26 protein-coding genes are annotated in these 23,970 nt (G+C 40.4%); 23 read left to right on the top strand and 3 right to left on the bottom strand.

Annotated features, from left to right (window positions below; translation table 11 throughout):
- The first annotated feature begins 65 nt into the window (after nt 1–65).
- Nucleotides 66–1,340, top strand: a complete 1,275-nt coding sequence (gene purD / locus LU635_RS07075) for a phosphoribosylamine--glycine ligase (protein ID WP_240097611.1) — start codon at nt 66–68, stop codon at nt 1,338–1,340.
- Here the strand turns inward: purD and LU635_RS07070 are convergent.
- Nucleotides 1,332–1,562 (bottom strand): DUF6341 family protein, encoded by a 231-nt coding sequence (locus tag LU635_RS07070; RefSeq protein WP_240097609.1) that lies wholly within the window; start codon nt 1,560–1,562, stop codon nt 1,332–1,334. The genes purD and LU635_RS07070 overlap by 9 nt on opposite strands.
- A gap of 43 nt (nt 1,563–1,605) precedes the next feature.
- Here LU635_RS07070 and LU635_RS07065 point away from each other — a divergent pair, with 43 nt between their 5' ends.
- The 3 genes from LU635_RS07065 to LU635_RS07055 all read left to right on the top strand — a co-directional run bounded on the left by LU635_RS07065 (nt 1,606) and on the right by LU635_RS07055 (nt 4,339).
- Nucleotides 1,606–2,529, top strand: a complete 924-nt coding sequence (locus LU635_RS07065; protein WP_240097607.1) for a DUF6427 family protein — start codon at nt 1,606–1,608, stop codon at nt 2,527–2,529.
- A 121-nt stretch (nt 2,530–2,650) separates the two neighbouring features.
- On the top strand, nt 2,651–3,259 hold the full coding sequence (locus LU635_RS07060) for a DUF4254 domain-containing protein (protein WP_240097605.1): 609 nt from the start codon (nt 2,651–2,653) through the stop codon (nt 3,257–3,259).
- A 6-nt stretch (nt 3,260–3,265) separates the two neighbouring features.
- Nucleotides 3,266–4,339 carry a glycosyltransferase family 9 protein gene (locus LU635_RS07055; RefSeq protein WP_240097602.1) on the top strand — a complete coding sequence of 358 codons (1,074 nt, stop codon included), beginning with the start codon at nt 3,266–3,268 and terminating at the stop codon, nt 4,337–4,339.
- A gap of 14 nt (nt 4,340–4,353) precedes the next feature.
- Here the strand turns inward: LU635_RS07055 and LU635_RS07050 are convergent, their stop codons facing one another.
- Complete coding sequence (locus LU635_RS07050; protein WP_240097600.1) at nt 4,354–5,403, bottom strand: ferredoxin--NADP reductase; 1,050 nt, start codon at nt 5,401–5,403, stop codon at nt 4,354–4,356.
- Between the two features lie 95 nt (nt 5,404–5,498).
- On the opposite strand from LU635_RS07050, the gene LU635_RS07045 reads away from it, so the two are divergent.
- The 19 genes from LU635_RS07045 to LU635_RS06955 all read left to right on the top strand — a co-directional run bounded on the left by LU635_RS07045 (nt 5,499) and on the right by LU635_RS06955 (nt 23,394).
- Nucleotides 5,499–6,983 (top strand): DUF5687 family protein, encoded by a 1,485-nt coding sequence (locus LU635_RS07045; protein ID WP_240097598.1) that lies wholly within the window; start codon nt 5,499–5,501, stop codon nt 6,981–6,983.
- Nucleotides 6,984–6,992: 9 nt separating this feature from the next.
- Nucleotides 6,993–7,700: an ABC transporter ATP-binding protein gene (locus tag LU635_RS07040; RefSeq protein WP_240097596.1), complete on the top strand. Its 708-nt coding sequence runs from the start codon at nt 6,993–6,995 to the stop codon at nt 7,698–7,700.
- 95 nt (nt 7,701–7,795) lie between these two features.
- Entirely contained in the window at nt 7,796–10,339 is a 2,544-nt protein-coding gene (porW, locus tag LU635_RS07035) for a type IX secretion system periplasmic lipoprotein PorW/SprE (RefSeq protein ID WP_240097594.1), read from the top strand.
- 12 nt (nt 10,340–10,351) lie between these two features.
- Nucleotides 10,352–10,750 carry a bactofilin family protein gene (locus LU635_RS07030; protein ID WP_240097592.1) on the top strand — a complete coding sequence of 133 codons (399 nt, stop codon included), beginning with the start codon at nt 10,352–10,354 and terminating at the stop codon, nt 10,748–10,750.
- Nucleotides 10,728–10,946 carry an AtpZ/AtpI family protein gene (locus LU635_RS07025; protein ID WP_341482118.1) on the top strand — a complete coding sequence of 73 codons (219 nt, stop codon included), beginning with the start codon at nt 10,728–10,730 and terminating at the stop codon, nt 10,944–10,946. The genes LU635_RS07030 and LU635_RS07025 overlap by 23 nt, the downstream gene beginning before the upstream one ends.
- Nucleotides 10,943–11,329 (top strand): hypothetical protein, encoded by a 387-nt coding sequence (locus LU635_RS07020; protein WP_240097587.1) that lies wholly within the window; start codon nt 10,943–10,945, stop codon nt 11,327–11,329. The genes LU635_RS07025 and LU635_RS07020 overlap by 4 nt, the downstream gene beginning before the upstream one ends.
- 135 nt (nt 11,330–11,464) lie before the next feature.
- Entirely contained in the window at nt 11,465–12,556 is a 1,092-nt protein-coding gene (gene atpB / locus LU635_RS07015; RefSeq protein ID WP_240097584.1) for a F0F1 ATP synthase subunit A, read from the top strand.
- A gap of 24 nt (nt 12,557–12,580) precedes the next feature.
- Entirely contained in the window at nt 12,581–12,802 is a 222-nt protein-coding gene (gene atpE, locus LU635_RS07010) for an ATP synthase F0 subunit C (RefSeq protein WP_011711113.1), read from the top strand.
- 84 nt (nt 12,803–12,886) lie between these two features.
- Nucleotides 12,887–13,381, top strand: a complete 495-nt coding sequence (locus LU635_RS07005; protein WP_240097582.1) for a F0F1 ATP synthase subunit B — start codon at nt 12,887–12,889, stop codon at nt 13,379–13,381.
- A gap of 3 nt (nt 13,382–13,384) precedes the next feature.
- Entirely contained in the window at nt 13,385–13,939 is a 555-nt protein-coding gene (gene atpH / locus LU635_RS07000) for an ATP synthase F1 subunit delta (protein ID WP_240097580.1), read from the top strand.
- A 45-nt stretch (nt 13,940–13,984) separates the two neighbouring features.
- A complete protein-coding gene (atpA, locus tag LU635_RS06995) occupies nt 13,985–15,565 on the top strand; it encodes a F0F1 ATP synthase subunit alpha (protein ID WP_240097578.1) in 1,581 nt (526 codons plus the stop codon).
- 45 nt (nt 15,566–15,610) lie between these two features.
- The gene (gene atpG / locus LU635_RS06990; RefSeq protein WP_240097576.1) at nt 15,611–16,471 is read left to right on the top strand and encodes an ATP synthase F1 subunit gamma; all 861 of its coding nucleotides are present in this window, start codon (nt 15,611–15,613) and stop codon (nt 16,469–16,471) included.
- Between the two features lie 153 nt (nt 16,472–16,624).
- Nucleotides 16,625–17,068 (top strand): hypothetical protein, encoded by a 444-nt coding sequence (locus LU635_RS06985; RefSeq protein WP_240097575.1) that lies wholly within the window; start codon nt 16,625–16,627, stop codon nt 17,066–17,068.
- Nucleotides 17,069–17,128: 60 nt separating this feature from the next.
- On the top strand, nt 17,129–18,571 hold the full coding sequence (locus LU635_RS06980; protein WP_240097573.1) for an oligosaccharide flippase family protein: 1,443 nt from the start codon (nt 17,129–17,131) through the stop codon (nt 18,569–18,571).
- A complete protein-coding gene (gene dut, locus LU635_RS06975) occupies nt 18,568–19,002 on the top strand; it encodes a dUTP diphosphatase (protein ID WP_240097571.1) in 435 nt (144 codons plus the stop codon). The genes LU635_RS06980 and dut overlap by 4 nt, the downstream gene beginning before the upstream one ends.
- A 20-nt stretch (nt 19,003–19,022) precedes the next feature.
- On the top strand, nt 19,023–20,033 hold the full coding sequence (locus LU635_RS06970) for a sugar phosphate nucleotidyltransferase (RefSeq protein ID WP_240097569.1): 1,011 nt from the start codon (nt 19,023–19,025) through the stop codon (nt 20,031–20,033).
- 6 nt (nt 20,034–20,039) lie between these two features.
- Nucleotides 20,040–21,404 carry a tetratricopeptide repeat protein gene (locus LU635_RS06965; RefSeq protein WP_240097567.1) on the top strand — a complete coding sequence of 455 codons (1,365 nt, stop codon included), beginning with the start codon at nt 20,040–20,042 and terminating at the stop codon, nt 21,402–21,404.
- The gene (gene lolB1 / locus LU635_RS06960) at nt 21,404–22,174 is read left to right on the top strand and encodes a lipoprotein insertase outer membrane protein LolB1 (protein ID WP_240097565.1); all 771 of its coding nucleotides are present in this window, start codon (nt 21,404–21,406) and stop codon (nt 22,172–22,174) included. The genes LU635_RS06965 and lolB1 overlap by 1 nt, the downstream gene beginning before the upstream one ends.
- Complete coding sequence (locus LU635_RS06955; protein ID WP_240097563.1) at nt 22,171–23,394, top strand: murein hydrolase activator EnvC family protein; 1,224 nt, start codon at nt 22,171–22,173, stop codon at nt 23,392–23,394. Before lolB1 ends, LU635_RS06955 begins: the two co-directional genes overlap by 4 nt.
- Before the next feature lie 61 nt (nt 23,395–23,455).
- On the opposite strand, the gene LU635_RS06950 is transcribed toward LU635_RS06955, so the two are convergent.
- Nucleotides 23,456–23,968 (bottom strand): acyl-CoA thioesterase, encoded by a 513-nt coding sequence (locus LU635_RS06950; RefSeq protein ID WP_240097561.1) that lies wholly within the window; start codon nt 23,966–23,968, stop codon nt 23,456–23,458.
- Nucleotides 23,969–23,970 lie beyond the last annotated feature (2 nt).

Below are 23,970 nucleotides of genomic sequence, written 5' to 3'. Positions count from 1 at the left end.
CGAATTTATTGGGGCTTCAATTTACAAACAATTATTTTTGAGGCAATAATTAAAATTAGACACAGATGAATATCCTTATCCTTGGTTCCGGTGGCCGTGAACATACTTTTGCTTACAAGATCGCTCAAAGCCCGAAATGTAAGAAGCTTTATGTTGCTCCCGGAAATGCAGGAACCTCTGCAATTGCTGAAAACCTTCAGGTAAACCCTATAGATTTTGCAGCTGTGGCAAATATGGCTTTGGAAAAGGATATACATATGATCGTTGTTGGACCTGAGGATCCGCTGGTTAAAGGAATCGTTGATTATTTTAAAAAGGATGAAAGACTGCAGGATATTCAGATCATTGGTCCTTCAGGCCGTGGCGCCTTACTCGAAGGAAGCAAGGAAAGAGCTAAGGAATTTATGGCGATGTATAACATTCCAACAGCCGCCTATGAAAGTTTTAGTTTTGAGAGTCTGCAGGCAGGTAAAAAATTTCTGGAAACCCTGCAACCTCCATACGTTCTAAAAGCCGATGGGCTTGCAGCCGGAAAAGGTGTACTGATTATTGACGATCTTGAGGAAGCCAAAAAGGAGCTTGAGAACATGCTTTCGGGAAAATTCGGTGCAGCTAGCAAAAAAGTGGTTATCGAAGAATTTCTGGATGGGATAGAGCTAAGTGTATTTGTGCTTACCGATGGGAAAAACTATAAGATCCTCCCAACTGCAAAAGATTACAAGAGGATAGGAGAAGGAGATATCGGCCTGAATACGGGCGGAATGGGAGCTGTATCACCGGTTCCATTTGCTGATAAGGATTTTATGAATAAGATCGAAGAACGTATTGTAAAACCAACGGTAAACGGACTTCAAACAGAAGAAATCGATTATAAAGGATTTGTTTTTATCGGTCTTATAAAAGTAGACGGCGAACCATATGTAATTGAATACAATGTACGAATGGGGGATCCTGAGACCGAAGTGGTGTTGCCGAGGATAAAATCCGATCTTGTTGATCTGCTTGAAAAAACCTGGACAGGTGAGCTGGACCAGATAGAGCTTGAACTGGATAAAAGAGCCGCGAGCACCATAGTGCTTGTTTCAGGTGGCTATCCTGAATCCTATGAAAAAGGAAAAATAATAAAAGGCTTAAAAGAAATCGACAGTTCTATCGTTTTCCATGCAGGGACTATGAATAATGAGGAAGGTGATATTGTTACCAGCGGGGGAAGGGTAATTGCCCTGACCTCTTTTGGAAAGGACTACAAGGAGGCACTAAAAAAATCTTACCAAAGTGCAGAAAAACTGCAATTTGATAAGATGTATTTTAGAAAAGATATAGGTTTTGATTTATCCTAAGAACGAGTGAGAAGTAGATTCTCTGTTCTCTTCATTGCGGTCGTTGAATTTCTGTAATTGCTTCATCCAGTAGAAGAACGCAAGAATGCCTACGATCATGAAAATCCAGTTAAGGATATTTGCAAGAAACCAGGAATCCAGTTCAAGTTCTCTTAAAGCATCAAGAGGATAAAAAAGTATGTTTTCAAAAAGCCAGGCTATTCCCTCAAAAAAATCTTTCATTGTTTGAACTTTGTTTGTGAATACAAAAATATAAAAAACGCCAATGCTAACAAGCTTTTTTAGCAAATCCAAACCTTTAAACCTTCTGGTGATCATTTTGTTGATTTGCGCTTTCTATATTGGCGTTAATTTCACCACCTGGGAAAATGGCTTTGACTGGGGTGAATTCTTCGAAAAGCTGACTGCACTTTTTGTGCTTATTCTAAGTTTAATGGTACTCAATTTCATTGCTAAAAAGAATGAACTCACCAAGCGTAGTGCCTATAAAACATTGTTATTTGCCGTTTTTGCCATTTCTTTTTTTCATCTGCTTGAGAATGAATCGGTAATTATTGCAAACCTGTGTATCCTTTTTGCTCTAAGGAGGATAATTAGTCTGAGATCCCACAAGTTTATTCAGAAAAAGATATTTGATGCCACCTTCTGGATAAGTATTGCTACTCTTTATCATTTTTGGTCAGGTCTTTTCTTTGCTGTAGTGTTTTTTGCGATCCTGAATTTCGCATCAAACTTTAGAAACTGGCTCATTCCTATTGTGGCATTTTCGGCGGTGGCCTCTCTAACGCTTACTTTTCACCTGCTGGTTTACGATCAGTTTTATACGTTTTCTGATTGGTTCCAGGCCAGTAATTTTGATTTCTCCCGGTATGGGGAACTTAAGGTTTTGATCCCTTTGAGTATAACTCTGGGGCTTCTTATCTGGACACTTTTCCAGTATTTTGCAGCTATCCAAAAAGCCAGCATTTCAAGGCGTCCAATCTTGAGTATGATATTATTCAGTCTTGTCGTAGCAGTAGCAGTAGCCTTATTTTCACCTACTAAGAACGGCAGCGAGCTTATCTTCTTTTTTGTACCCCTAAGCATTATTGCATCGAATTATTTTGAAAATAAAAAAGACAGGATTTTGAAGGAAATCATTCTTGCCACACTTATTCTAATGCCTTTCATAGTAGCCTTCTTTGTATAAATACTCAGGTTTACCATATACTTTCAGAGATACTCTTTTTAAAAATAATATCTTTGTATTCACTATAAATCAAGGCGGAAATCCGCCGGAACGAATTATTAAAACAAAGATATAATAGCAAATGTTTTCAGATAAAGCCAATACGATTTTCAGGGAGGTTATAGAGAAATATCACGAAAAAGATAATGTGGATCAGGAGTTTGTAAATCCTTACGATGCAGATAAGAATCTTCTGGAACACCTGTTATACAGAAAGTGCTGGATAGATACTGTTCAGTGGCACTATGAGGATATTATCAGGGATCAGAATATAGATCCTGAAGCCGCTCTAAAACTTAAAAGGCAGATCGACGCTTCCAATCAGGACCGTACCGATACGGTAGAATATATAGACAGTTATTTCCTGGAGAAATATAAGGATGTAAAGCCCAAACCGGATGCTAAAATCAACTCCGAAAGTCCTGCCTGGGCTATTGACCGACTTTCAATCCTTGCACTTAAGATCTATCATATGAACCAAGAGGCTAATCGCGACGATGCTTCACAGGAACATCAGATGAAATGTAAGACAAAACTGGATGTATTAATCGAACAGCGGGTAGATCTTTCTACAGCTATAGACCAGTTGCTGGAAGATATTTCAATCGGGGAGAAGTATATGAAGGTCTATAAACAAATGAAGATGTACAACGACGAAGAACTAAATCCTGTACTTCGTGGTAATAAGTAGATAATTATGGAAGGCTCAGGAAATTCCTTAGCTCAACCAAGTACTAAGGGGGCACATATACTTGTGATCCGTCTTTCAGCCATGGGAGACGTTGCGATGATGGTTCCCGTACTTAGTGTGCTTGTCCATACCTATCCTAATATTACGGTGACGGTTTTAACCCGGGGCTTTTTCACACCGCTCTTCAGTCATTTGCCAAATGTTCGTGTCTATGAAGCAGATATTAAGGGTGTCCATAGTGGAGTAATGGGACTCGGCACGCTAGCGAAGGAACTCAGGGATGAGGAAATAGATATGGTGGCCGATCTACATGATGTTTTACGCAGCAACATTCTTAAATCGGTCTTTTATTTATATGGAATTCCCTGCAAGCAGATAGATAAGGGTAGATCTGAAAAGAAAGCACTTACTAGGGAGAACAACAAAGAATTCAAGCAACTTAAATCCACACATCAGCGTTATGCCGATGTTTTTAATGAACTGGGCTTTCCCATTAACCTTTCCAACTATATTCCGCCTCAGAAAAGGAAATTAATACCTAAGGTTTATGAAGTGATAGGGAAAGACTCCCGCAAATGGCTGGGAATAGCACCCTTTGCACAGCATGATTCCAAGTGCTATCCTGCAGACCTAATGGAAAAAGTGATTGCTGAACTTTCCGGACGAGGAAGTATAAGGGTTATCCTTTTTGGGGGTGGAGATGAAGAAAGAGAGCAGCTGGAAATATGGGAGAATAAATACGATAATTGTATTAGTGTGGTTGGCAAGTTGAGGTTTGCTGAAGAGCTAAGTCTTATTTCAAATCTTGACGCGATGCTTTCTATGGACAGTGGTAATGCACATCTGGCTGCAATTTACGGGGTTCCAGTGATTAGTCTTTGGGGAGTAACCCACCCTTATACCGGATTCAAAGCTTTTAATCAGCCAATGGGGAATTGTCTACTGCCAGATCTGGATAAATACCCCAAGATACCAACTTCGGTATACGGCAATAAGGTTCCGGAGGGCTACGAAGATGTGATGCGCAGCATTCCCCCGGAAATGGTATTATTGAAAATTAATGAAGTTCTTAATAATTGATCCCTTCAGGGAGATTAAAGATCGTCAAAATCAAGTTTTAGCGTAGGAGTGGTTGGATGTGCCTGGCAGGTAAGCACGAAGCCTTCCTCTATCTCATCTTCTGTAAGGATCTGGTTCTTGCTCATCTCAGCTTTACCTTCTGTTATCCTGGCCATACAACTGCTGCATATTCCTCCCTGGCATGAATATGGAACATCAATATCATGTTCCAGTGCTTCATCCAGAACTACACTTTTGCGGTCCATTGAAAATGAGAACTCTTCCTCATCAATCATAATAGTCACATTAGTTTGCCCATCGGTATCACCTTCAATTTCCTTCTCTTCTTCTGAATTACTAAATAGTTCAAATAAGATCTGATCGTCTTTGACGCCATTTTCCTTCAGAACTTCAGAAACGTGATTGATCATCGCCTCAGGCCCGCAGAGGTAGAATTTGTCAAAAGGATGATCCTGGAATTTATTTTTCAGCACGTAATTCACAGTGCTGGTCTCTATACGACCAAAATGTGCATTTTCTTCTTTTGTCCTGCTGTAGACAAATTCGATGAATAGCCTATGTGGAAATTCTGACTGGAGCTTCAGTAATTCTTTAAAGAATATGGTGTCGTCAACAGACTTATTCCCATAGGTCAGCACAAATTTGCTGTGAGGCTCGTCCCTTAATACGGTTTTTATGATAGATAGAATGGGAGTGATACCACTTCCAGCCGCAAATGCAGCATAATTCTTTCTTCCTTCTCCTGGTTTTAAAATAAACTTTCCTTCCGGCGGATGCACTTCAAGAATATCTCCTGCAGCCAGCTTGTTATTGGCGATCACCGAAAATCTACCTCCTTCAACTTCTTTTACGGTCACCTTGAACTCATCAGAATTAGGAGCTGAACATAGTGAATAAGCCCTTCTTAATTCTTCACCATCTGCTTCAGTTTTTATAGTGATATACTGTCCGGCCGAAAAATTGAATTCTTCTTTCAAATTTTCCGGAATTTCAAAAGATATACTTACCGCCTGGGATGTTTCGCGAATTATTTCCTTTATTTTTAGCGGATAGAATTTGTTCATTTCTTGTTATTTGTGCGCAAAAATACAAAGTATGCCGATTTTTTAATCGTAACATCCTTTTAAATTTCTATACTTATAGAATAAACCGTGGTTTTATGTTTGGGAAATTTCTCTGGTTAGAGTGGAAATCCTTTTTGAGATCGGCTAGTTTTGGAAAAAGCCTGGGCCTGAAAATTCTTATGGCCTTTCTTGCCTTTTACTTTTCGGCGATGTTTCTTTTCTTCGGGTTTTCGCTTTATCCTTTGCTAAAGGAGTTTTACCCCGCGGGAGAACCCCTACAGGTGGTTAACAGATTCGCGCTGGTTTATTTCTGTTTTGAACTTATTTTCAGATTCATGCTCCAAACCCTCCCGGTGATAGACATTAAGCCCCTTATGATCCTGCCCGTCAAAAAAAGGAAGGTTGTTAATTTTGTACTGCTAAAATCCCTGTATTCTTTTTATAATATCCTTCCATTATTTCTAATTATTCCTTTTGGAATATTCTGTATAATTAAAGGTGATTATGGAAGCCTTAATATGCTGGGCTGGATGTTGGGAGTATACTCTGTCACTCTGTGCGTTAATTATATAAATTTCATTATAAAAAAACGTTTTACTGAAAATTTAAAGGCACTTATCCCTGTGGTGATCATCGGGATTGTTCTTGCGTTGTTGGATTATCTTGAAATTTTCCAGATTAGTGTTTACTTCGGAAGGCTTCTGGAATTTCTTGTAGAGAACCCCTATCTGGCAATAATACCTATGATCGCGCTACTTCTTCTTTACAAATGGAATCAGCTTAACCTTCAGGGAAAATTTTACCTGGATGCACATTTGAAGGGAAAAAGCAGGCAGGCCAATACCCGGGAATTTGGCTGGACAAAGAGGTTTGGAAGTATTGCGCCATTTCTTCAGCAGGACCTTAAACTTATTTGGAGAAATAAAAGACCAAAAACAACTATTTATCTTTCCCTGATATTCCTTGCTTACGGACTTATTTTCTATCCCAATGACAGCTACCAGGAAATGCCGGCATTTTTTGTGTTCGTGGGAATCTTCATCACAGGAATTTTCATGATCAATTTTGGACAGTTTGTGCCTTCATGGGATGCCTCATATTACCCTATGATCATGGCCCAGAATATTTCAATGCGGCAGTATCTGGCCTCAAAAATGGGGCTAATAACTTTTAGCGTCGTTGTCCTGGCTATCTTATCCACGCCCTATGTATATTTTGGATGGAATATTTTATTACTTAATATCGCCTGTGCTTTGTATAATATGGGCGTGAATGTTCCAATCCTGCTTTATGCAGGCTCTTTCAATAAAAAGATGATAGATCTGGATAAAAGTCCGTTTATGAACTACCAGGGTACCGGGGCTTCCCAATGGCTGGTAGGGCTTCCTTTATTACTGATCCCGATATTTTTCTTCTGGATTTTTAATAAGTTCATAAATTATGAAATTGCAGTAGGCTTTCTGGCCGGCCTTGGAATAATTGGGTTGATTATGCGACCGAGTCTGTTAACTTTTCTGGCACAAAGATATCGCCGCAGAAAGTATGTGATGTTACAGGGATTCAAACAAAAAGGAGAATAAAAGATTTATATGATAACCGCCACCAATCTTTCAAAAGTATATAATGGCACCAAGGTGCTTAACATTGAACATCTGGATATCCCTTCAGGACAGAATTTCGGCCTCGTTGGGAATAATGGTGCTGGGAAGACCACTTTTTTTAGCTTGTTGCTGGATCTTATTCAGCCTACTACGGGAAATATATTTAATAAAGATATAACTGTAAGCGAAAGCGAAGAGTGGAAGCCATTTACTTCTTCCTTTATCGATGAAAGTTTTCTTATCGGATATCTTACTCCTGAAGAGTATTTTTACTTCATAGGTGAATTAAGGAATAGAAACAAAGCCGATATTGATTCATTTCTTAACCAGTTTGAAGATCTTTTCAACGGCGAAATCATAGGTAGGAAAAAATACCTTCGCGACCTTTCCAAGGGAAACCAGAAAAAGGTTGGGATCGTTGGAGCTCTTATTGGCGATCCTGAAGTTGTGATCCTGGATGAACCCTTCGCTAACCTGGACCCAACCACGCAAATAAGGTTGAAGAAATTGCTGAAGGAACTTTCAAAAACCGGAACAACAGTACTTATCTCAAGTCACGATCTTATTCATGTTACTGAGGTTTGCGACCGTATCGTTGTTCTTGATAAAGGAGATATCGTTAGGGATATTGAGACTTCAGAAGCTACCCTTAACGAACTGGAAGAATATTTTTCCCGGGAAATTGCTGAAAGCTAAGGTAGCCACTTATTGGACTTTGCAAAAAGAAGTTTACTTTTACATACTAAACCAGTGGTATCAAAGTTATTCATGATACCCATAAATGGTTCATTTTGAATAAGATTACCCGTTTTGGCCTTTTTCTGTTACTTTCTGCAGCAATCTTTAGCTGTTCCAGAAAGAAAAATTCCTTTGTTAACAGGAATTATCACGCCATTACAGCAGAATATAACACACTTTATAACGGGCAGCTGGCACTGGAACAGGGCAGGGAAGAGATAAATCAGAATTATGCCGATAATTACTGGGACATACTACCGGTGGAACGTCTGGATGTGGATGACAAGATCCTGCTACCGGACAGCGTTAGAAATCAAAATTTTGGAAGGGCCGAAGAAAAGGCCGTAAAAGCAATTCAAAAGCATTCTATGCAGATTGGGGGTAAGGAGCGTAATCCTCAAATGGATGAAGCTTATCTGCTTCTTGGTAAAGCCAGGTATTTCGACCAGCGTTTTATTCCGGCTCTGGATGCATTCAATTATATACTTTACCGGTACCCGGCAAGCGACAATATAACCCATGCCCGTATCTGGAGGGAAAAGACCAATATAAGACTGGGCAATGAAAAGCTTGCGATCAAGAACCTTAAGAAGATACTTGATTCAGACCGGCTGGAGGATCAGGATATGGCCGATGCGAGTGCCAGTCTGGCCCAGGCCTATATCAATCTCCACCAGATAGACAGTGCCGTGGCACCTTTATATAATGCTGCCGATTTTACAGATGTAAATGCTGAAAAAGGTCGGTATTTCTATATTCTTGGACAATTGCATAACCGACTTGGAGAAACGGCCACTGCAAATACGGCTTTTGACGAGGTAATCGAGCTGCACAGGAAATCTCCTCGTATCTATTATGTGAATGCTTATGTTCAAAAGGCCCGGAATTTCGATTTCAATTCAGGAAACGAAGAGTATCTCCTAGAACTGCTTACAGAGCTTGAAGAAGACAGGGAGAACCGCCCATACCTTGATAAAATATATTTTCAGTTAGGTGAATATTACACCCGGCTGGATTCTACAAATAAGGCTATCGAATATTATAATAAATCGCTTAGGTCACCATCCAGTGATATTTATTTGAAATCCATCAATTACGAAATACTCGCCAATATCAATTTTGACCGGGCCAAATATCAGGATGCCGGAAAGTACTTTGACAGTACTCTCACCTATATGTCGCCGGAATTGCTGGAGTTCAGAACTATTAAGAAAAAACGTGAGAACCTTGAAGATGTGATTAAGTATGAGAATATGGCAGAGGAAACAGATAGTATACTTTATCTGGCTTCCCTTACTGAAGATGAACAGATCGCTTATTTCACAGATTATACGGATGAACTGAAAGCTAAAGCAGTTAAGGAGATGGAGGCTGGCGAACTTCCCGTTTATACGGCGAGCATAGGCCCGGAGAATAATTTTCCTTCCGCAAATGCCCTTCCGCCAGGTGATGTTTCAGGTTCCGGAAACACCTTTTATTTTTATAATCCGTTACGTGTTTCCAGGGGTGCCCAGGATTTTTTAAGGGTCTGGGGAAGCAGGGAGCTGGCAGATAACTGGAGATGGGGTTCCAATGCTCTTAATCAGAGTTCGATCAATGCCCAGGAGAGAATAATGGACATCAACCTGGATAATAATCCGCTTTATGATCCTATGGAATACGTAAGCAGGATTCCCGGTGAAAGATCAGTTCTTGATAGCCTAGCCACTCAGCGTAATCTGGCTTATTATCAACTTGGGGTTATTTATAATGAGAATTATGGAGAGTACGATCTGGCTGCGGAAAGACTCGAATTTCTTTTAGAAAATGGACCTGAAGAACGTCTAATTCTTCCTGCTAAATACAATTTATATAAGATCTACGGGGCACAGGGAAATTTACAGAAGCAACAACAAATAAAGAATGACATACTTCAGAATCATCCTGATTCCAGATATGCGGCATTCATCATAAATCCTGAGAGTATTCAGAAAGATGAGAATAGCCCCGACCTCCTGTACAAAACTTTGTTTGAAGAGTATGAAGAACAGAATTATGAAGAGGTTATAAGCACGGCGAATGAATATATCTCGAGGTTTACCGGAGACCCCATAATTCCAAAGCTGGAACTATTAAAGGCTCAGGCTAATGCCAGGCTTTTGGGTCTTGATGCCTATGAACAGGCTCTCAATTATGTTGCAACAACATATCCACAAACTGAGGAGGGGCGTAAAGCTCAAAAACTGCTAAATACAAGTATTCCTGAACTGAAGAGCCTTGATTTTAACCGGGATAGCCTTCAGACTAATTACAAGCTTATTTATCCTTATCAGAATACGGAGAATGACCAGGGAATAAAACTTAAAGATTCCATAGAAAAAGCTATTGCTGAACTTGATTATGCAAACTTGTCGGTTTCTATGGATGTTTACAATCCTGAGCAGAATTTTGTTGTTGTTCACGGACTTCAGACTGAATCTAATGCACTGGGATTTCAGGAATTATTGCAAAAAAATAAAAATTACAAAATAGATAGGGAAGCCTTTGTTTTGTCCGCGGAAAATTATAGAATTGTACAAATTAAGAAAAATTTAAGAACTTATATGGACAATAACTAAACCCTACCTACTATGTTTTCAGACCCCAAAAAAACCAAGCCTACAACCGATCAAAACCAACAGAACCGTATTGCCGCGGGTACTTTAATTACCGGAGATATATCTGGAAAAGGATGCTTTAGGATTGAAGGAACTCTTGAAGGAAGTTTAAAAACTCCTGGAAAAGTCGTTATTAGCGAAGGCGGCCTTATTAATGGAACCCTGGAATGCGAAAATGCTGATATTGAAGGCAAATTCAAAGGCAAATTATTTGTAAAGGGAACTTTGAGTTTAAGAAGTCCGGCGAATATCGAAGGAGAGGTAGTTGCAGGAAAACTAGCTGTAGAACCCGGAGCAGTCTTCAATGCTACCTGCGAAATGAATGGCGGAATAAAGCCTCTTAAGAAGGATGATGAAAAAAGATCAGCGTAATAAGTATCTTCAGTTTGTCAATATTGCCTTTCAAATGGGAATTACAATAGCTGCCGGAGTATTTGTTGGGGTATGGCTTGATGGCAAATATCCCAACAAATATTCGGTCTATACCATATCCCTATCTCTTCTGGGGGTTTTTATAGCACTTTACCAGGTTTACAGGGGAGTAAAAAATCTGAACGAAGACGAATGATGAAAGATAAACTGATCCCTTTCCTTCGTTTTTTTATCCCTTTTTCACTGTTGCTTTTCGGTATCCAGTTTGTTCTGGTGGATTACATTTTTGAAACCGATCTGTATTATAATACGATATCTATCTATGGGTTTCATGTAATTGCGACCTTTCTTATTTATGTGTTCCTCATATATGTCCATAATACATTTCGAGATAAAACAGGTTTTGCTTTTATGGGGTGCAGTCTTTTTAAGATGCTGGCAGCCGTACTTTTTTTACTTCCAATGATGCTTAGCGATACACAAAATCCGTTTCAGGATATGATCGCGTTTTTTGTGCCTTATTTTTTATTTCTGATCTTCGAAACCATTTACGCAGTAAGACTTATCAATATTAAATAATCACCTGTATTTCAGCAAAATCGTTAAAATTGAGTAAAGACCTAAAAAATTATAAGAGGCTCTTTCAGATAAAAATTAAAAGTATACCTTTGCACGGAAATTTATAGCCCATAATTTTTAAGTAGAAAAGGTACTATGACAGCATATAAATCTTTAGTGATTAGCGTGTACTTAACATTGGCTTTTGCCATTTTTCCGTTATTTACTTTTGCTCAGGAGCATGAATCTCCTGAAGAAGCTGAAGAGGAGTTTAATGCAACCGAGATGATTATGCATCATATTGGCGATTCACACGGTTGGCATTTTTTTGGAGAAGGTGAGAATTCATGGACTCTTCCATTACCTGTGATACTTTATACTGAAAATGGCCTGGTTACATTTATGTCCAGTGAATTTCACCATGATACCGAAGGTGAGCATGTGGTGGAGAAAGATGGGATGAGATTTGTGAACCTGCATGAAGACATTTACAGGCTGGATGCCGATGCAACAGCAGTGGAGTTTGATGCAGAGCACCACCCGCTAAACGCAAGCAAGCCATGGGACCTTTCTATTACAAAAAATGTAGCTGCGATGTTCCTTACGGTCATTTTGATGATCCTTTTCTTTTCGGTAGGGCTTGCGAGACATCATAAAAAGAATACTCATGCTCCCAAAGGATTTAATAATGTTCTTGAGACCCTGGTACTTTTTGTGAGAGACGAGATTGCTATTCCTCAGCTTGGTGAGAAGAAGTACATGAAGTTCATGCCGTTTCTTTTAACGGTGTTCTTTTTTATCTGGATCACAAATTTGATGGGACTTCTACCAGGTGCGGCTAACGTAACCGGGAATATAGCAGTAACAGTTTCTCTTGGTTTGTTCACACTAGTATTGATTTTGGTGAATGGAAATAAGGACTTCTGGAAGCACACTTTCTGGATGCCAGGTATTCCTACCTGGGTGAAACCAATCCTTGCGATCGTTGAGGGAGCCGGGTTGTTTATTAAGCCAATCGCTCTTATGATTCGTCTTTTTGCGAACATTACGGCTGGACACATCATTATCCTGAGTTTGATCGGGTTGATATTTATATTAGAACATGCAGGCGTTGCAGGGATTTCGGTTCCTTTCGCCTTATTTATAACAGTATTGGAATTGCTGGTAGCATTCCTTCAAGCGTTTATTTTTACGATTCTGTCTGCCCTGTTTATCGGGATGGCAGTTGAGGAACATGAACATCATTAATTTTAATTTTTAATTTTTTCAATTATGGAATTATTGTATGTAGGTCTTGCAGCTTTAGGAGCTGGACTAGCGGTTCTTGGAGCCGGAGTAGGTGTAGGTAAAATCGGTGGTTCTGCCATGGATGCTATCGCACGTCAGCCAGAAGCTTCTGGAAAAATCCAGACAGCTATGATTATTGCTGCTGCACTTGTAGAAGGTGTTGCCCTTTTCGGGGTTGTAGCATCACTTCTAGGTGTACTAAGATAATTAATTCAAAGAGCTCCTTTCGTAACGGTTGGTTACGAAAGGACTTTTTTTAGATGATGTTTTTAACTATTATTTTTTAAAATTATGGAATTAATAACTCCCGAATTTGGCTTGTTTTTCTGGCAAACCATCGTGTTTTTGGTACTATTGTTCATCATGGCCAAATTCGCCTGGAAACCTATTCTTAATTCAGTAAGAAACAGGGAACAGTCGATTAACGACGCATTGGCTTCAGCTGAGAATGCCCGCAAGGAAATGCAAAACCTGAAGGCGGATAACGATCAGTTGTTAAAGGAAGCTCGTGCCGAGAGAGATGCGATCCTTAAAGAAGCCCGTGAGTTAAAAGAAAAGACTATTGCAGATGCATCTGAAGAAGCCAAGGCAAAAGCAGACAAGATCGTTGCCGATGCGAAAAGAAGCATTGAGCTTGAGAAACAATCTGCGATGGCTGAATTGAAGAATCAGGTAGCAGAACTTTCAGTGGAGATAGCCGAGAAAGTGTTACGCAAAGAGTTATCAGGCAAAAAGGAACAACACCAAATGATCGAGAAGATGCTTGGTGAAGCTAAGCTTAACTAGATTATGAGAGGAACCAGAGCTGCACAACGATATGCAAAGGCCATCCTTTCTTTAGCAAAGGATAAGAATTCGGCAGAAGCCGTACATGAGGATATGCACTCCATTTCTCAAACTGTCCTGAACAGTTGGGATCTTGAGAAGATGCTTACGAGTCCTGTTGTTAAGAACAGTATAAAAAAAAGTGCCTTACTTGAGATCTTCAAGGATCTTGATGCTATTACAAAGGGTGCTATAGATATCTTACTGGAAAATGGAAGGATAAACATCCTTCACCTGGTAGCCAGACAATATATCATCCAGTTTAATGAAATGAACAATGTAAGGCAGGCGGTTGTAACTACTGCTGTGCCTCTGGATAAAGATTTGGAATCGACGGTTCTTTCCAAAGTAAGGGAACTAACCGGTTCTGAAGCCACTATCAAGAATATCGTTGATGAGGATATTATTGGTGGTTTCGTGTTAAGAATTGGGGATTTGCAGTATGATGCAAGTGTGGCCCGTAACTTAACCAGACTAAAAAGAGAATTAAAAGACAACACATACGTTTCAAAAATTTAATTAAAACCGGTGCGCCAGCGGCGTACCATTTTATCTTGAATAATTATGGCAGAAGTAAATCCTGCTGAAGTATCAGCAATATTAAAACAACAATTATCAGGTTTTGAATCCAAGGCCTCTTTAGACGAAGTAGGTACCGTTCTAACCGTAGGTGACGGTATTGCTAACGTATATGGGCTTGCTAATGCTCAGTACGGGGAATTAGTTCAGTTTGAGAGTGGTCTTGAAGGAATCGTTCTTAACCTTGAAGAAGACAATGTTGGGGTAGTACTTTTAGGTCCTGCAAAGGAGATCAAAGAAGGCTCTACTGTGAAAAGAACTCAGCGTATCGCTTCTATCAAGGTTGGAGAAGGAATTGTTGGCCGTGTGGTTGATACTCTTGGAAACCCGATTGATGGTAAGGGAGCTATTGAAGGTGAAACATATGAGATGCCTCTTGAGCGTAAGGCTCCGGGTGTAATCTATCGTCAGCCTGTAAGTGAACCGCTTCAAACAGGTATCAAATCTATTGATGCAATGGTCCCTGTTGGAAGAGGACAGCGTGAGCTGGTGATTGGTGACCGTCAAACCGGTAAAACTACCGTTTGTATCGATACCATTCTTAACCAGAAAGAATTTTATGATGCCGGTGAACCGGTATACTGTATATATGTTGCTATAGGGCAGAAAGCTTCTACAGTTGCGGCGATCGCCAAAACACTTGAAGATAAGGGAGCTCTTGCTTATACAACCATTGTTGCTGCAAACGCATCAGATCCTGCGCCAATGCAGGTGTATGCTCCTTTTGCGGGTGCTGCGATAGGTGAATATTTCAGAGATACAGGGCGTCCTGCATTGATCGTTTATGATGATCTTTCAAAGCAGGCAGTTGCGTATCGTGAAGTATCGCTTCTACTTCGTCGTCCACCAGGGCGTGAAGCATATCCAGGGGACGTATTCTTCCTTCACTCAAGACTTCTTGAGCGTTCCGCAAAAGTGATAGCCGATGACAATATCGCAAAACAAATGAACGACCTTCCCGACATTCTTAAAGATAAAGTAAAAGGTGGTGGATCACTTACCGCTCTTCCTATTATCGAGACTCAGGCAGGAGACGTTTCAGCATATATACCTACGAACGTGATTTCGATCACTGACGGACAGATATTCTTAACATCAGACCTTTTCAACTCAGGGGTTCGTCCTGCGATTGATGTGGGTATCTCAGTATCTCGTGTAGGGGGAAATGCTCAGATCAAGTCTATGAAGAAAGTTGCTGGTACGTTGAAGCTAGACCAGGCTCAGTATCGTGAACTTGAAGCATTTGCCAAGTTTGGATCTGACCTTGATGCAGCTACCATGAACGTGATCTCTAAAGGAAAGCGTAACGTGGAGATCCTTAAACAGGGACAAAATGATCCTTATCCGGTGGAGAACCAGATCGCGATCATTTATGCGGGTTCTAAGAACCTTTTAAAAGATGTACCTGTAGATAAGGTTAAAGAATTTGAAGTAGATTTCCTTGAATATCTTAATGCTAAGCACAGAGATGTTCTTGATACTCTTAAAGCAGGAAAACTAACAGATGAAGTTACCGATACTTTAACTTCGGTTGCCAAAGAGCTTTCATCAAAATACAAGAACTAATTTTAAAATTCTGAATTTCAAATTCTGAATTTATAATTATAACAAATGGCAAACTTAAAAGAATTACGTAGCAGGATTACTTCGGTATCATCAACGATGCAGATCACCAGTGCCATGAAGATGGTGTCGGCTGCAAAGTTGAGCAAGGCTCAGGATGCGATCACTTCCATGAGGCCTTATGCTGAAAAGCTAACCCAGTTGCTGCAGGATTTAAGTGCTACTCTTGATGATGATTCCGGAAGCAAGTATGCCGAGGAACGTGAGGTGAAAAAAGTTCTAATTGTTGCTATTTCCTCTAACAAGGGACTGGCAGGAGCTTTTAACACCAATATCATTAAGAAGGTGAAAAGTAAGATCCAGGAGGAATATCAGGGGAAAGATGTTGAAGTTCTTACTTTGGGTAAGAAGGCCAACGATATCCTTAAGAAGTCCTATGATGTTTATAAAAACAACAACGGGATTTTTGACGAGCTTACCTTTGAAAATGTTTCTGAGATCGCTGATGATCTGATGGAGAAGTTCGTTGAGGGCAAATACGATAAAATTGATATCGTTTACAACCAGTTCAAGAATGCAGCTACCCAGATCGTGATGGATGAACAGTTCCTTCCTATCCAGAGGTTCGAGAGCGAAAGCAATAAGCAACTGGATTATATCTTTGAACCTTCAAAACTGGAGATCGTAAAGGATCTTATTCCTAAATCTCTTAAGATGCAACTGTTCAAGGCGCTTAGAGATTCTTTTGCTGCAGAGCATGGTGCCCGTATGACGGCCATGCACAAAGCCACAGATAACGCGAAAGAGCTTAGGGACGACCTTAAACTTTCTTATAACAAAGCAAGACAGGCCTCCATTACCAATGAAATCCTCGAGATCGTTGGTGGTGCAGAAGCTCTTAATGGATAATTTATAATTGTCAGGCTGAACTTGTTTCAGTTTATCCGAGTTCCTGAATCAGGTTCAGGATAAGACATTAAAAACTTAAGCCCTCATAATTGAGGGCTTTTTCTTTGGTACAGGTTTTGTTTTTATAACTTCAGAATCTAAAAAACCGAGATTATGAAAAATGCATTACGATTTATGGCCGGAATACTTATTCTGACAGTATTCGCGTCCTGCGGATCCAATAAAGACCTTCAGGAGCACATCCCCGCACAGTTCAGCGAGGTCTATTATACCTACAATTCGAATGGCATCAGACTTAATATTCCCGTTACAACTATACAGGACCAGAGGATATCCCTGGATGCCGTTTATTTTCACGGGATGAAATCAGATCTTAAGAAGAGTGAGGAAAAATCGAATCTATATGTGGCAGATTTCCGCATGGGCTCTGGAGATATGGTAATGCATAAAGACCCAAAAGAAGAATATGGGAATAAACCACCTCAACTTCCTGAAAAAAGTCCGTTTGACATAGACGATGACGAGGCTATTCTTGTTTTTACCCAGAATGATCAGGTAAAATACTATAAACTCACTGGAATTGTGGAAAAGGAATAAGGGATTACCTTTCATAATTGTGATTTATTCAGATATTTGTAATAAATCAACCCGCTCCTGTTGAGTACTTTAAAAAGATTTTTTCAAGACACTCTTATTTACGGTTTTGCGACGGTATTTCCACGCCTGATGAACTTTGTGCTGGTACCTTTACATACCAATATCCTGCCTGCAGAGGAGTATTCTGTTAATACAGTTTTTTATGTTTGGGCGGCTTTCTTTAATGTCATTCTTACTTATGGTATGGAAACTTCTTTTTTCAGGTTCTTTAGCAGGGAGAAGGAAAAAGGCCGGGTATTTTCGACTGCTTTTATCGCACTAACCGTAACTACCGTTATTTTTGCCGCAGGGGTCTTTATTTTCCAGGATTCACTTATAGCTTTAATGGATCTTGATCCGTTCTACTTCCAGCTGCTGTTTAGCGTCCTGGTACTGGATACCCTGGTGGTTGTACCCTTTGCCTATCTTCGGGCTACGGGTAGACCTGGCAAATTTGCAGGGATCAAGATCATAAATATTCTTATATACGTTATTCTAAATTTCTATTTTCTCTGGTTTGTAAGAGATTATCCTCAGTACGCTCCTCAATTTGTTTTAAATAACTACGGACCTAAGGATATTGTAGGCTATATTTTCATGGCGAATGTGGCAGCCAGCGGAGCTACCTTCCTGTTATTGCTGCCTTATTTCTTTAGGACCAGGATAAGCTTTGAATTCTCTATTTTCAGACAAATGTGGAAATATGGCTGGCCCATTATGGTGGCTGGTATTGCCTTTGTAATAAATGAAAATCTAGACAAACTTCTTATTAAGGATATGATCTCGGAAGAGGTTATGGGAGCTTATTCAGGCTGCTATAAACTGGCAGTTTTTATGACGATCTTCGTACAGGCATTTAAAATGGGGGCCGAACCATTTTTCTTTAACCATTCCCAGAAGGAAAATGCAAGAGAAATCTATGCCGAAATACTGAAATATTTTGTGATCTGCGGAAGTCTCATTTTCCTCGTTCTGGTTAGTTTTATAGATGTTTTCAAGGCACTGGTGATACGTGATTCTGAATACTGGATGGCGATAGGTATTGTACCTATAATCTTACTGGCAAACCTCTTTTTGGGTGTTTATCATAACCTTTCGGTGTGGTACAAGCTCACCGATAGGACCCGAACCGGAATGTATATTTCCATTTTTGGAGCGATCATTACCATTTTACTGAATATTTTTCTCATCCCGGTCATGGGGTTCATGGCAGCCGCCTGGGCTACACTGGTGGCATACGGCAGCATGATGCTTATTTCCTATTTTCTGGGGAAAAAGTACTATCCCGTGCCTTATAACGTTAAAAAAATAAGTTTTTATCTGTTGCTTTCTGTTGGACTTTCAATACTTTCCTTCTCATTTTTCAGAGAAAATTATATTGTAGGGATAGCTATTACAGGAGTATTCCTTCTGACTGTTTTTTCATTGGAACGCAAACAACTTTATAAAATTCTAAGTCAATGATTGTAAAGGTTATTAATAAATCGAAACACAATTTACCAAATTATGAAACCGAGGCATCTGCCGGAATGGACCTTCGGGCGAATATCGATGAACCTGTGGTTCTGAAGCCTCTCGAAAGGGCGATCATAAAAACCGGGCTTTTCATCGAACTGCCAATTGGTTATGAAGCTCAGGTTAGGCCAAGAAGTGGACTGGCTGCCAAGAAAGGTATTACGGTACTTAATTCTCCCGGTACTGTAGATGCTGATTATCGCGGGGAGATTGGTGTAATTCTTGTAAATCTTTCCAATGATGAGTTTACTGTGGAAGATGGCGAACGTGTTGCACAGCTTGTGATCGCTAAACATGAGCAGATCCGGTGGGAAGAAACAGAAATCCTTCAGGAATCTACACGTGGTGCCGGCGGATTTGGTAGTACAGGAAATAAATAATTATTAATTAAAAAATTGAAATGAAAATTATCGTACCCATGGCGGGTCGCGGGTCGCGATTACGTCCACATACTTTAACGGTTCCAAAACCCTTAATTCCTATAGCCGGAAAACCTATTGTACATAGGCTGGTAGAGGATATTGCCAAGGTTCTTGACGAAAAGATAGATGAGGTCGCCTTTGTGATAGGAGAAGATTTTGGTGAGCAGGTTGAAAAAGACCTGATGAAGATAGCCAACAGTCTGGGAGCTAAAGGAACTATCTATTATCAGGATAAACCACTGGGAACCGGTCACGCAATAATGTGTGCCAAGGAATCCTTAAGTGGGCCTGCGGTTATAGCCTATGCAGATACACTTTTTAAGGCCGATTTTAACCTCGATAAATCGGCTGATGCTGTGATGTGGGTTAAAAAAGTTGAAAATCCATCGGCCTTTGGAGTTGTAAAACTGAACCAGAATGGCGAGATCGTAGGTCTTGTTGAAAAACCGGAAGAATTTGTTTCAGATCTTGCAGTTATCGGGATATACTATTTCAAGGATGTGGAAGTGCTAAAAAATGAACTTCAGAATGTACTGGATGCAAAACTTACCCGTGGCGGTGAATATCAGATCAACGACGGGATAGAGGCCATGCGTAAGAATGGCCTGAGGTTTGTGCCTGGAAAAGTAGATGAGTGGATGGACTGTGGTAATAAGGATGTGACCGTGGAAACCAATGGAAGAATGCTTAACTTTCTTCATAAAGACGGCGAAAAACTCATCTCAGATTCTGTGAAGATCAAGGATTCTGAGATTACCGAACCCTGTTATATAGGAGAGAATGTAGAACTGATCAATGCGAAGATAGGACCGAATGTTTCTATAGGCAATGGAACCAGGGTGGAGAATTCCACTATCAAAAACAGTCTTATCCAGAGTGAAGCCGTAATAAAAAATGCGAGTCTGGATAATGCTATGATCGGGAATCATGCTAAATTTAATGGTAACTTTACCCAGATTAGCATTGGAGACTATTCTGTACTGGAATAAAATGATATGAAAAACCTGTTTATCATCCTGATAATGGCCTTTTTGGCATTTCCTGCAAGTTCACAGGAGGCGCCCCAGCCTTTTCAGGATGTTAACCAGGACGATCTGGGAAATGTTACTGATGAATTCCAGGAGTATTTCTTCGAAGCCCTGAAGCAAAAGGGAATTGAGAATTACGAAAAGGCTATCATTGCCCTTGAAAAATGTCTTAATCTGGATTCTGAAAAAGCGGTGGTCTATTTCGAACTGGGAAAGAATTACCGGGAACTTGAGCAGTTTGATAAAGCCATAGAAAATTTCACAAAGGCACATGAACTTCAGCCAAAAAAAGAAGCTATTCTGGTTTATATTTTCCAGACCTATGGAATGACCGAGAATTATGAAGGGGCTATTGCGACTGTAAAAAAGCTTATTCCTTTTAGTTCTGCTTATAAAGAAGACCTTGCCAATCTTTATCTATTGAATGAAGATTATGAGGAGGCATTGGAATTACTGGATGAGCTGGATGAAGAGCTGGGTGCGAACTCTTATCGAAATTCGTTGAGAAGGCAGATCTATGCACGCACCAATAATACCGATGCTCAAATAGACAATTTACAACAAAGCATTTCAGCCAATCCGGAAATTGAACAGAACTATCTTAACCTGATTTATATTTACAGTGAGCAGGGTGATGAAGAGGAAGCCTTCAGGGTGGCTCAGGAGCTCTTAGAGGCAAATCCGGGCTCTTCGGTGGCTCACCTGGCTCTTTATAAGTTCTATCTGAATAAAGGCGAACCAGAGGCTGCTGTGGCTTCTATGAAGATCGTATTTGAAAGTGAGGAGATAGACGCCGAATCAAAATTCAAAGTTCTCAATGATTTTTTGAATTTCGTTCAGGAGAATCCCAAATACGAAGAAGAGCTGATTGAAGTTGCCGGGAAACTAACCGAATGGGAAAATGCTCCTAAACTTTACGAACAATTAGGAGAGTATTATATGAAGAAGAACAATAGGCAAGACGCACTTACGTTCTTTGAACTGGGCCTTCAGGAAAACCCTGATAATTTTGAACTAATCAGGAGCACGCTTCTTTTACAGCTGGAATTTGAAAAATATGAAGCAGCAAGGGATTTAAGTGCCACTGCTCTGGAGAGTTTTCCATCGCAATCGGTTTTTTATCTGCTACATGGGGTGGCACTCAACAAACTTTTAGAATATGAAGCGGCTGAAGAGAGCCTTACAGAAGGGCTGGACTACCTGATAGACGATATGCGAATGGAGGTGGACTTCTATTCTCAGCTTGCGATTAGCTACAATGGTATGAATAATGTTAGTAAAGCTGAAGAGTATCGTCTTAAGGCGCAAAATTTGAAAAAAGAAATTAACTGATGTTGAAGAAAATATTTTTCCTGATCTTATTATCCGGATTTGTAATCTCCTGTGGAAGTAGCAGATCTACATCCGGAATAGTAACCAAGAACGCCGAAGCGGTTTCGGTGATTAAGAAGCATTATACCAGTGAAAGTGATTTTAAGACGGCTTCAGGGAAGTTACGTGCGGTATATCAGGATGCCGATAAAACCCAGTCTGTCAATTTGAGCTTCCGCATGAAAAAAGATGAGGCGATCTGGATGAGCGCGAGTATTCTTGGGTTTCCGGTGGCCAAAGCATATATTACACCTACCAGTGTAAGCTACTATGAGAAAGTAACCCAAACCTATTTTGAAGGAGATTTCAGCCTGGTGAGCGAATTTCTTGGGACTCCCCTGGATTTTCAGAAACTTCAGAATCTCTTGATAGGTCAGGCCATATATGATCTTAGAACTGAGGAATATGATTTTACACAGTCGGCTCGTGGCTTTCAGTTTGTGAATGATGGAGTTAATAATATGAAGAAGATGTTCCTGCTTAAACCCGGCAGTTTTAAGGCAGAGGCTCAGCAGCTGGCTCAGGAACAGGAAAACCGTAGTTTGACGGTAACATATTCAGAATATCAAACAGTCAGCGGATTGATTTTTCCGGAAAATATTAGGATCATTGCAAATGAAGGAGGCTCCAGTACTAATATAGATCTTACCTACAGATCGTTATCTTTTAATGAAGAAGTGAGTTTCCCGTTTGATATCCCATCAGGTTATGAAGAAATCAGTTTAAAATGATCGGAATAAATTATTCTAGACTCACATTTTTTTTATTGGTTCTATTTCTTTGCTTCAATTCTTCCAATGCCCAGAACGACCGTGAGGAACTTGAGAAAAGAAGAATCGAACTTCGAAATGAGATAAGCAGAATCAATGAGCTGCGTATCTCCAATCAGAAAAAACAAAGATCTGTGCTCACCCAGGTGGAAGATCTAAACCAGCAGATCAAAAGTACCGAAGACCTTATTAAACTTACCATTCAGCAGGCAAATCTGCTTACCCGTGAGATCAACACCAACACCAATAAGATTGGTCAGCTTCGGAAGGAGCTGGCGAAGCTGAAAGAGGATTATGCCAAAATGATCCGAAGATCTTATAAAAGTAAATCCCAGCAAAGCCGAATAATGTTCCTGTTATCCTCTAAAAACTTTTTACAGGCCTATAAACGCCTTCAGTATATGAAACAATATACTGAATACAGAAAACAGCAGGGAGAGGAAATAAAGGCAAATACTGAGGAATTGCAGGCCCTTAATGCACAACTGGTAAGGCAGAAGGAGGAAAAAGAGCAGCTGATAGTCGAAAACCGGAAAACAAGGGCTCAGCTGGAGGAAAACAGAAAATCCCAGCAGGACCTAATGGCCACCATTAGGAAGCGGGAAGGTCAGTTTGCAACACAAATACGTCAAAAGCAGGATGAGATAGATGAAATAGACCGTGCCATTGAAAGAATGATTCGGGAGTCGATCGCGAAGAGTAATGAAGAGAGCGGTTCATCTTCCAGGGATACATACGAGCTTACCCCGGCGGCTAAAGCTTTGGCGGCCGACTTTAATAATAACAAAGGGAAACTACCCTGGCCGGTTAGGTCTGGTGTGGTGACCATGAAATTCGGGAAACAGCCACACCCGGTTGTTAGATCTGTTATGATAAATAACAATGGGGTTCGTATAGATACCGAAGAGGGAGGAAAAGCCCGTGCTGTTTTTAGTGGAACCGTTAGTGAGGTTCAGGCGGTGAAGGGAGCCAATAAGGCAGTGATGGTACGGCATGGAGATTATATTACCATCTACAACAACCTTGAAACGGTTTATGTGAAAAGAGGGGATGTGGTAGTTACTGAACAGCAGCTTGGAGAGATTGCCACCAGCAGGACTACTGGCAAAACCACACTTCACTTTTTACTTTATAAGAATAACCAGAAAATGGATCCGGCAGACTGGATCTATAAGATGTAATATCGGTTCACGCGACCTTTTTCAGATTACCTGCATCAACTTTCAAAATCCGGACGGATAATTAATCCTTAAAAAGTGCCTTTAGTTCGGTAGCTTCTCCTGGTTTCATTTTACCTGCAAGTACTAAGCTAAGTTGCTTTCTTCTTAGGGCGGCAGCAAATCGTTCCTTTTCAAGATCAGTCTCAGGTTCTAGGGGTGGAATTTTAACCGGTGTACCCGTCTCATCTACCGCAACAAAGGTGTAAATTGCCTCATTTGCCTTGCTTCTCCTGCCACTTTCCCTGTCTTCGATCCAAACATCGATGAAGATCTCCATGGATGACTTAAAAGCCCGGGAAACGGCTGCTTCCACAGTTACAACACTTCCAAGCGGAATTGCTTTATTAAAGGCAACATGGTTTACAGAGGCCGTTACTACGATCCTGCGGCTGTGCCTTCTTGCAGCGATGCTTGCGGCACGGTCCATACGCGCTAGTAACTCCCCTCCAAAAAGGTTGTTCAGCGGATTTGTTTCACTGGGTAATACCAGGTCAGTTAATGTAGTGCGGGATTCGCTTGGTAGTTTAGCCTCCATAT

Source organism: Christiangramia crocea, assembly GCF_022410465.1.
GTDB classification, from domain to species: domain Bacteria; phylum Bacteroidota; class Bacteroidia; order Flavobacteriales; family Flavobacteriaceae; genus Christiangramia; species Christiangramia crocea.
Note: the sequence above shows the minus strand (reverse complement) of the source record. Positions and strands in the feature narration are given on the sequence as shown.